The organism is Legionella brunensis, from assembly GCF_001467025.1.
Classification (GTDB): domain Bacteria; phylum Pseudomonadota; class Gammaproteobacteria; order Legionellales; family Legionellaceae; genus Tatlockia; species Tatlockia brunensis.
In genome coordinates this window covers 308,349-309,127 of record NZ_LNXV01000036.1, presented here as the reverse complement: position 1 = coordinate 309,127, position 779 = coordinate 308,349, and the positions used below count along the sequence as shown (strand labels likewise).

Below are 779 nucleotides of genomic sequence, written 5' to 3'. Positions count from 1 at the left end.
CCATCGTCGTTCTTAATTGCTGAAGTTCTTTTTCATCAGGCGTGAGTCCACCTAGTTCGTAACAATTGGCCCATTGGCGAAGTAACTGTACTTTATAGTTAGAAAGTAGCGTCTTTGTCGCTTGTGCTTTATTAATAGCTCCGTATAAAGCAAAGAGCTCTAGTGTTGGAACCTCGACAAAGAATTGTTCAAATTTCTTAGCCAAATCTGCTTTACGGACGGCTTCTTTAGGAGGTAGATCCTGGATTGCCGTAAGAGCCGTGCGTCGTAGCAGGTTCGTCATTTGTGCTTTTGTCGCAAAAAGATTATCTAGCCACAGCGTTTTCTTGTCATTTTCCACGAGGCGGTCAATGAGGCCGTCAAGAGTAATGCCTTCAAGGCGTTTAGGGACAATGAATTCAAGGGTTTGCTTCTGAGCCAGTCCTCTCATACGCAAGTTACCTTGGACGACAGCTTGAAAAGAGTCTTTCTCATCCGCCAAGACTATAGCATGCGCTGTATCGAACTGCTTAATGTCTGTACCTAACGTGTGAATTTGATCGTAATAAGTAAATCGTTCTTCAGGCGTTGAACCAAGCAGACGAGAAATTTCTTTCTCGTCACTGGTACCTAAGACCATGGGTTCTGCGTCGAGTTTATTGACATCAAGAGCGCATAGAATTTGTGCGTCATTAAAATAGAGCACATGTTTTATCGGTTTAGTGAAATGATTAGTCGGTTTTTTGTTGATAAAAAGTGCTATTTCTTTAGCGACTTGAAAATTGGTGACGCCAGTAAAT

The 779-nt window shown here is 42.2% G+C and carries 1 protein-coding gene; it reads right to left on the bottom strand.

The features are described 5' to 3' along the window. Positions 1-779, bottom strand: a 779-nt coding sequence (locus Lbru_RS17575; protein ID WP_193786929.1) for a hypothetical protein, incomplete at both ends; no start/stop codon positions are given.